The 8,039-nt window shown below is 52.7% G+C and carries 8 protein-coding genes; 3 read left to right on the plus strand and 5 right to left on the minus strand.

Going from position 1 to position 8,039, the window contains the following annotated elements; translation table 11 throughout:
- Positions 1-18: 18 nt before the first annotated feature.
- Both FFS57_RS18430 and FFS57_RS18435 read right to left on the minus strand, forming a co-directional pair.
- A complete protein-coding gene (locus FFS57_RS18430; protein ID WP_137939282.1) occupies positions 19-813 on the minus strand; it encodes a carbohydrate-binding protein in 795 nt (264 codons plus the stop codon).
- Between the two features lie 78 nt (positions 814-891).
- On the minus strand, positions 892-1,674 hold the full coding sequence (locus FFS57_RS18435; protein ID WP_171014055.1) for a carbohydrate-binding protein: 783 nt from the start codon (positions 1,672-1,674) through the stop codon (positions 892-894).
- 321 nt (positions 1,675-1,995) lie between these two features.
- On the opposite strand from FFS57_RS18435, the gene FFS57_RS18440 reads away from it, so the two are divergent.
- A complete protein-coding gene (locus tag FFS57_RS18440; protein WP_137939284.1) occupies positions 1,996-2,400 on the plus strand; it encodes a putative zinc-binding protein in 405 nt (134 codons plus the stop codon).
- Between the two features lie 5 nt (positions 2,401-2,405).
- Here the strand turns inward: FFS57_RS18440 and FFS57_RS18445 are convergent, their stop codons facing one another.
- Positions 2,406-3,062 carry a fumarylacetoacetate hydrolase family protein gene (locus tag FFS57_RS18445; protein ID WP_137939285.1) on the minus strand — a complete coding sequence of 219 codons (657 nt, stop codon included), beginning with the start codon at positions 3,060-3,062 and terminating at the stop codon, positions 2,406-2,408.
- A 135-nt stretch (positions 3,063-3,197) separates the two neighbouring features.
- Between FFS57_RS18445 and FFS57_RS18450 the strand changes: the two genes are divergently transcribed.
- Positions 3,198-4,118 carry a transporter substrate-binding domain-containing protein gene (locus FFS57_RS18450; protein ID WP_137939286.1) on the plus strand — a complete coding sequence of 307 codons (921 nt, stop codon included), beginning with the start codon at positions 3,198-3,200 and terminating at the stop codon, positions 4,116-4,118.
- Here the strand turns inward: FFS57_RS18450 and hslO are convergent.
- A complete protein-coding gene (gene hslO, locus FFS57_RS18455; protein ID WP_137939287.1) occupies positions 4,112-4,978 on the minus strand; it encodes an Hsp33 family molecular chaperone HslO in 867 nt (288 codons plus the stop codon). The genes FFS57_RS18450 and hslO overlap by 7 nt on opposite strands.
- Positions 4,979-4,994: 16 nt before the next feature.
- On the minus strand, positions 4,995-5,558 hold the full coding sequence (locus FFS57_RS18460; protein ID WP_137939288.1) for an MFS transporter: 564 nt from the start codon (positions 5,556-5,558) through the stop codon (positions 4,995-4,997).
- Between the two features lie 363 nt (positions 5,559-5,921).
- Between FFS57_RS18460 and FFS57_RS18465 the strand changes: the two genes are divergently transcribed.
- Entirely contained in the window at positions 5,922-7,580 is a 1,659-nt protein-coding gene (locus tag FFS57_RS18465; protein WP_137939289.1) for an electron transfer flavoprotein-ubiquinone oxidoreductase, read from the plus strand.
- Positions 7,581-8,039 lie beyond the last annotated feature (459 nt).

The raw sequence follows: 8,039 nt of genomic DNA on the forward strand, positions 1-8,039 counted from the left end.
ACGCTGCTCGCTTTCAAGTCAATTTCTACGGGTCACGACACGGTAGTTCTGCCCAAAATTGTTATCCCAATAAGTCTGCCCATTCACACTGTAACGCACTGCATACTCCAGCTCACTTGAGCCGCCCGCATCCAAGCTGAAGGGCCAGACTTCGACGCCCTCGGAATTGGGATTTGCCACTGTCGAATAGCCATAGGTGAAATAAGGTAAATATTGCGGATAGGCAATTCGCTGGGTTTGCCAGCGGTCGGTCGTGTAGTGCACCTGGATATCCTTGGCGTACCCCAGATTTTTCACCACCACACTGCCGTGGTATTGGCCTCCCCAGAACTGATCAACCATTTGGGCATGATCCGGCACCAGCACAGTCGCGCTCGTCAACATATCGCCCGCATTGGCCGCCAGGTGAAAGTACTGATGATGGTTGTCATCGACATACTCGTTGCCGTTCACCTGATATTTGACCCTGAATTGCAGGGCACCGGGCAGCCGTGGTGGTTCAGCCGGACCGTAGCTGCCAATGGCACCACTCCAGATTTCACTGCCGCCCCCTGCAGGACGGTTATAGCTGAGATCTGATTGACGCCATTGACCATCTGGGAGGCGGTATTCGAGTATCACTTTTTTGTCATAAGCGAGATTTTTGACCTTGGCGTCGAAACGAGTGCTTTGCCACGACAAGCCATACTTGGTCATGACAGTGCTACGAGCATGAATCAGGCTGATCTCATCAGCAGAAAACGCGTTTTGGTTCATCAGAACGAAGGCGATACTCATCGACAACAGGCGTGCGTACATGTGTTGGGCTTTCATCACAGATTCAATTGGATTGCGGTTTTGCCATGGCTTTGTGCAAACCAGGCTATGTTCGGCAGCAAAAAGCCCTATGCGCTACCGCTGTTTCAGGCTGGTTCGGTAATTGCGGCCAAAGTTGTTGTCCCAATAGGTTTGGCCGTTGACCTGATAACGCACGGCGTATTCGACTTCGGTCGCAGCCCCTACATCCAGCGTATAGGACCAGACTTCCTGGCCGGCCGGATTCGGGTTGGCTGTGTGTGCATAGGTGCTGGCCCAGTAATGCGGTGAGAAGCTGGCATGGGCAACACGTTGCGTGCGCCATTGGTCTGTGGTGTAAACGACTTGCACATCTTTGTCATAACCAAGATTCTTCAGCACGACGTTGCCGTAGTACTGGCCACCCCAAAAATGATCGACAGTCGGCGCATGATTGGGAACAAACAGATTCCGTCCAAATAACGCATCACCCGCCGTCGGAGCGAGTTGATAATGCCGGCCGGCATTGTTGTCCCAGAATTGCCTGCCACTCACTCGGTACGAAATGACAAAGTCAAGTGCCATTGGCATGCCGGGCTGCCCTGTTTCTCCATAGTTGGGAATTTGGCCTGCCCAAATTTCGGCCCCCTGCTCCGCAGGGCCATGGTATTGCAACGCCACATCCTGCCATTGGCCATTTGCCTGTCGATAATGGATGGCGACCTGCTTTGCGTAGCCAAGATTTTTCACCCTGACACTGAATTGGGTAGTTTGAACCGAAATACCGTATTTGGTGCTGACGATACTACGCGCGTGAATCAGCTCGACCTCGTCATTCGCCAATGTCGGTAATGCGACCGCCATGGACGCGAATCCCCACGCCAGGTAAACGGGTTTCATGTTATGCCCTTTCTTGTTGGTTTGACCTGCCTCTCTAGTCACCATCGAATCTGTGTGGGGGCATATCCATCATGATGACTCACGGTCATTCTTGGCCAGCATGCTGCGATGCACAAGCTAGTGAAAACCCTTTACCAGTAAGGCTTTCAGCCCTATTTTGGTGCGTGAGATACGACTTTCGGATATCCAGAACAAGACATAAAACAGAAATGAAAAGACATTTTCGGCAATGTGTGAGGTGAGGCTCGGGGATACCCGCGTGCCACACATGATTTGATCTGTATCAAGGAAGCCCCGCCACAGCAGTTGCACACTGCCTGCATGAAAACGAACAAACTTCCCTTGGTGTATTCGTGCTCGGGCTGCTCCAGTGCAGCGCAGCTGGCCAATCACCTGGCCTTGCAACTGGATCGGTCAGGATTGGCAGAAATGTCGTGCATTGCCGGCGTGGGCGGTGGGGTGCCGGGTTTGGTCAAACTGGCGCAATCCGGTCGGCCGATACTGGCACTGGATGGCTGTGTGATGCATTGTGTGAAAGCCTGTCTGGCGCAAGCTGAGGTTGAGGCCGAATGTCACCTGACATTATCGGCCTTTGGTGTCAAAAAACACAAACATGCGGATTTTGATGCAGCCCAGGCAGTCCAGCTATTGCCCTGGATTGAGGCTGCCGCACGTGAACTTGCCAGCGGTCAGCCCGCCACGACACCTGGCCCGCTGGCCGCTTGAATCATTCAGGCAATGCTGAAAGTCGCCATGGTACGGTCACCCAGGCTCAGCACCAGCTCGTCACCGCTGGTTAATGGACCCACACCTTCCGGGGTGCCGGTATAAATCAGATCACCTGGCTGCAACGTGAATACTGTCGACAAATAGTGGATCAGGTAGGGTACCGGAAACAGCATCATCGCCGTATTGCCAGCCTGGCGACGGACACCATTCAGCATCAGGCTGAACTGAATCTGTCCCACATCCCCCACCACGTCAGGCTCAACGAAATCCGAAATGCACGCGGCGCCGTCGAATCCCTTTGCCAACGTCCACGGTAACCCTTTGGCCTTGGCTGCACTTTGCACGTCACGTGCAGTCAAATCCAACCCTACCGCATAACCCGCTACATGCTGCAATGCATCGGCTTCAGCAATGTGTTTACCACCTTTGCCAATCAGTATCACCAATTCGGTTTCAAAATGTACGTCATTTGAAAATGCCGGTAATGCGACGGGTTGGTCTGGATGATGAAGGGAAGACGTTGGCTTGATGAAGACCAGTGGTGTCTCCTCGATCTTATTCCCCAATTCGGCTGCATGCGCGGCGTAATTTCGGCCAATGCAATAAATATTGCCGACAGGAACTGGCTGCGCTGTCGGCTGCAGAGTGACAAACGGCATAGGTACGCTCTCCTTGAACAAGGCTGAGATTGTAGCGCAATCGACAAGCTGGGCTGCCACTCAATGATGCGAGGCCACTGCGGGGTTTGGACCGCAAGTGCTATAACGAAACCATTCGTTGTCACGCCCAATATCATGCCTGCCTTGTATGCAATCAGCCTGACGCTGGTCATCCTGCTGGCGACTGCTGCCATGCCTCAAATCGCCCAAGCAGCAGGCCGAATGGTCATCGTCTACCCAAAACCAGAAACCGATACCGACGATCGGACCCGTTATCCCACCCTGCTGCTGGCGCTCGCTCTGAAGAAATCAGGTGCCAATTATGTCCTGCAGCCCAGCAAAACCTATATGCAGCAAGGGCGTGCACTAGCCCTGCTGGAACACAATATGGGTGAGGTCAATGTCGTGTGGTCGATGACATCCATCGATCGAGAGGAACGCCTTCGACCAATCCGCATCCCGATCTACAAAGGACTGATTGGTTGGCGTATTCCATTTATCAGTGCAAATCGCCAGGATTTGTTGTCCAACGTGAAATCAGTCCAAGACTTGGCGAAGTTTGTCGCGGGACAAGGACATGATTGGCCAGATACTGAAATTCTGCGTGCCAACAAGCTACAAGTCATGGGAATCGGTGAATACAATGCATTGTTTCGAACCTTGGCAATGCGCCGGTTTGACTATTTTCCGCGATCGGTTGCCGAGATCTGGGCGGAAGCTGACATGCATGCTAGTGACGGCGTAGTGGTGGATCGCCATATTGCCCTGCACTACCCTACCGCTTTCTATTTCTTTGTCAATAAACGTAATGCGGAGCTAGCCAGGCTGATTCGCAGTGGATTGGAAAAAGCCATCCAAGACGGCAGCTTTGACGAGCTGTTCCAAGCACATATGGGGCCTTACCTGAAGGCTGCACAGCTGGAGAAACGGGTAGTGCTGGAATTGAACAATCCGCTGCTCCCACCCTTGACCCCACTTGATCGACCGGAACTTTGGTATCAGCCTGGCAAGACGCAAACCGGCCTACAGCAAGGCGTTCCACACATGACTCAGTGACGAGTATCACTGGCAGGCTGAACGAGCTGATCAGCAAATACTTGCTCCACATCGACCTTGTCAAACTGGTAGCGTGTATTACAGAACTCGCATTGGATATCAATGCCACCCTGCTCTTCCAGAATATTGCGCACTTCGTCTACACCAACCATCTTTAGCATGCTGCCAACCCTTTCACGTGAGCAGGAGCAGCGAAAGACAACTGCGTGTTCGTCAAATACACGCAGGGTTTCTTCATGAAACAAGCGATGCATCACTTCACCGAGCGGCAGCTCAAGCAATTCCGCCTGGGTCAATGTACCCGCCAGATGACTGGCGCGATCCCAGGCATCGGCATCCCCCTTATCATCAGGTAGCTTCTGCAATAACAACCCGGCGGCCCGTTGATCATTAGCGGCCAACCAGAACCGGGTCTCCAGCTGCTCGGAGCGCAGCATGTAATTCTCCAGCATCGCCGCAATCGAGTCCCCTTCCAGCGATACCACACCCTGGTAAGGATGCTGGCCATTCAGCGGGTCCAGCGTGATGACGAATTTACCATTGCCCAGCAATTCGCGAACTGGCAACGGTTTGACCTCGCCTTCCCATCGGGCGGTGGCGCGCATCGACAGATCGGCATTGCATTCCACCACCGCCAGTCGAACTGCACCCGTACCATGCATCTGCATGACCAAGGAACCATTGAACTTTAAAGTAGCTGACAACAATGCGGCGGCAGCCATCATTTCACCAATCACCGCGCGTAACACGGGTGGATAATCGTGGCGGGCCAATACCTCGCGGTAAGTCTGATCCAACGTCACCATTTCGCCGCGTACCGGCGCACCTTCAAACAAAAAACGGAGCAATGCGTCTTTCATGGCCATTCTCGAACTTTCAAACCGCAGCCGCGGTATACAGGGTTAAGGGCAAGGACGAATTGATATCGAAGGTACAACCCGCTTCAACGCCAGCCCGAGCAATACCTTCTGCGTCAAACTGATCATATAGCGCATGCATGGCACCGATGGCATACTCACGCCCCGACCCAATCGCCCAGAAGCGCTCGAACTGATACACCTCACGCATCGAATAAACACCGAAGATGCCATGTGGATTGGCAATCAGCACAGTCATCTGGCTCGATTCGTAGGGATCATCCTCCTCTTCGTCCGGCTTCAGGAAGAATTCTTCCTTCAAAATCGGGTGAAGTTTGCGGAAGGTCTCGAAAATAGCGGCACGGCTGGATAAATCAAGCTTCTTCTGTTTTTTCAGCGCACTCTGCAGCACCAGATCATGAGCAGCACTGCCAGAAATACCGACATAACTATCGCCGATCTGGAATATCTTGTTACTGGCCGCATCAAATGCAGCGGCAAGACGGGTATCACCAAAAGTGGACTGGCTGTCGGCGGCAATCGCCGATGTGCCATTTTTTCTTACAGCTACCAGTGTGGTCATGACAATTGAAGCAGTCAAAACGGTATTTTACCGGAATTGCACACGACACATATACTGCATCGCCTGCTGCGTATAGGTTGGGCTTCGAATCCAAGATAGAAACAAGCGTTCCAAACAAGCGTTTGATTGGCTTTTTTTGACTTACCTGTCAAATCGTTGCATCATTAGCCCGGACTTCAATTCGGGTGCCTGTTCCAGACACGCCGGAGCGTGCGGCGGCCCAATCGGCCGGTTGCAAAATTGCACAGTCATATCATTCAGATATAACGACTATTGCATACGCAATCAACAACCATCGCATCCGCTTCGTTTTGTTCTATTGTAGACACGGTACGCCCGCCACACGATTTAAAGGGGATCAGCGTGGAACGCGAATTCATGGAATACGATGTCGTGATTGTGGGAGCCGGCCCGGCTGGCCTCTCCTGTGCGATCCGACTCAAACAACTGGCAGAAAAGAACGGCAAGGAAATCAGCGTTTGCGTCCTGGAGAAAGGCTCCGAAGTCGGCGCTCATATCCTGTCCGGTGCGGTGATGGACCCCATTGCCATGAACGAATTGTTCCCGGATTGGAAGGAACGTGGCGCACCGCTCAACACGCCCGTGACTGAAGACCATTTCCTGTTTCTGACCGAAGATGGCGCAAAGCGTTTTCCAGAGAGGTTGATGCCGCCACTGTTGAACAACCATGGTAACTACATCGTCAGTCTGGGCAATGTCTGCCGCTGGCTGGCCGAACAGGCTGAGGGCCTGGGCGTAGAAATCTATCCAGGTTTTGCTGCCGCAGAAGTGTTGTATCACGAAGATGGTTCGGTCAAAGGTGTTGCTACTGGCGACATGGGCATTGGCCGGGATGGCCAACCCAAGGCGGAGTATGCACCAGGGATGGAATTGCACGCCAAGTACACCATGATTGCAGAAGGCGTACGCGGCTCGCTGGCCAAGGAGATTCAGGCCAGGTTCAACCTGCGCGATGGCGTTGAACCGCAGAAATTCGGTATCGGCTTCAAGGAATTGTGGGAAATCGACCCGGCCAAGCATCAAGCAGGTTTGGTGATGCATTCCCAAGGCTGGCCACTGGACAAGGACACGGGCGGCGGCTCGTTCCTTTATCACCTGGAAAACAACCAGGTTGCCGTTGGCTTTGTGGTGCATCTGAACTACCAAAACCCTCACCTGTCGCCCTATGACGAATTTCAGCGCTTCAAGACCCATCCATCGATCCGCCATTTCTTTGAAGGCGGCAAGCGGATTTCATATGGAGCACGTGCCATCAATGAAGGTGGCCTGCAATCCATTCCGAAACTGACCTTTCCAGGCGGCACCCTGATCGGCTGTTCGGCTGGCTTTGTGAACGTACCGCGCATCAAGGGCAGCCACAATGCAATGAAAACTGGCATGCTTGCCGCTGAAGCAGCTTTCGACGCAGTCGTGAACCAGTCCCGCACCGGCCATGATGAACTGACAAACTACCCAGAAGCCTTCCGCAATTCATGGGTATACGAAGACCTGTACAAAGTACGTAATGTGAAGCCCGCCCTGTCGCGCTGGGGCATGATCGGCGGTACATTGTATGGCGGCTTTGATATGTGGATGCATTGCCTGGGCGTCAACCTGCCCTGGACATTGCGCCACGGCAAGGCAGATCACGAATGCCTGAAGCCCGCAGCTGACATGCCGAAAATCGACTACCCGAAACCGGACGGCAAGGTCAGTTTCGATAAACTCAGTTCGGTGTTCATTTCCAATACCAACCATGAAGAAGATCAGCCGATCCATCTACGCCTGCGTGATACTTCGGTCGCCATCTCGCTGAATCTGGCCAAGTATGATGCGCCAGAACAGCGTTACTGCCCGGCTGGAGTATATGAAATCGTCCGCGAAGGCGCTGATGCACCACGACTACAGATCAACGCGCAAAACTGTGTGCACTGCAAGACCTGTGATATCAAGGACCCCAGTCAGAACATCAACTGGACTGTGCCGGAGGGTGGTGGCGGGCCCAATTACCCGAACATGTAACGATGTAAATCGTTGCCCTGAACACACAACGCCCAATCACTCGATTGGGCGTTTTTGCTTTCAGCCTCAACTGACAAATTCCGTCAGAATCTGCCCATTCACAGAAACCCAGACTGCCGCAGTGACGCACATTGTCACAATTTCTCTTTTATAGTCAGTAACTTATGTATAATTCAAATATATTTACATATCATGATATTGTGATTTATGATGCGCAACTGCCAGCTGATTAAAACACAAGAAAACACCGATAATACGTTGTTTTTATTGAATATAAATGATCCAGATCTGGCACTTCAAACCAAAATAATGCGGGAAAAGCAAAATGAGACAACAAACACTGGTTTCGCTGTTGGTTACCCTTGCTCTGGCGGCATGCGGTGGTGGTGGCGGTGGGGATAGTGGCAATAGCACATCAGGCTCGGGAAATGGTCCTGGCAACAGCGGCGGGACCACGCC

Origin of the sequence: Chitinivorax sp. B, assembly GCF_005503445.1 — a bacterium.
In the GTDB taxonomy this organism is placed as follows: Bacteria; Pseudomonadota; Gammaproteobacteria; order Burkholderiales; family SCOH01; genus Chitinivorax.

Excerpts from the sequence above, each read along its gene's own strand:
- FFS57_RS18435 (WP_171014055.1), bottom strand. The coding sequence starts at position 1,674 with ATGAAACCCGTTTACCTGGCGTGGGGATTCGCGTCCATGGCGGTCGCA.
- FFS57_RS18430 (WP_137939282.1), bottom strand. The coding sequence starts at position 813 with ATGAAAGCCCAACACATGTACGCACGCCTGTTGTCGATGAGTATCGCC.
- FFS57_RS18445 (WP_137939285.1), bottom strand. The coding sequence starts at position 3,062 with ATGCCGTTTGTCACTCTGCAGCCGACAGCGCAGCCAGTTCCTGTCGGC.
- FFS57_RS18450 (WP_137939286.1), top strand. The coding sequence starts at position 3,198 with ATGCCTGCCTTGTATGCAATCAGCCTGACGCTGGTCATCCTGCTGGCG.
- FFS57_RS18440 (WP_137939284.1), top strand. The coding sequence starts at position 1,996 with ATGAAAACGAACAAACTTCCCTTGGTGTATTCGTGCTCGGGCTGCTCC.
- hslO (WP_137939287.1), bottom strand. The coding sequence starts at position 4,978 with ATGAAAGACGCATTGCTCCGTTTTTTGTTTGAAGGTGCGCCGGTACGC.
- FFS57_RS18460 (WP_137939288.1), bottom strand. The coding sequence starts at position 5,558 with ATGACCACACTGGTAGCTGTAAGAAAAAATGGCACATCGGCGATTGCC.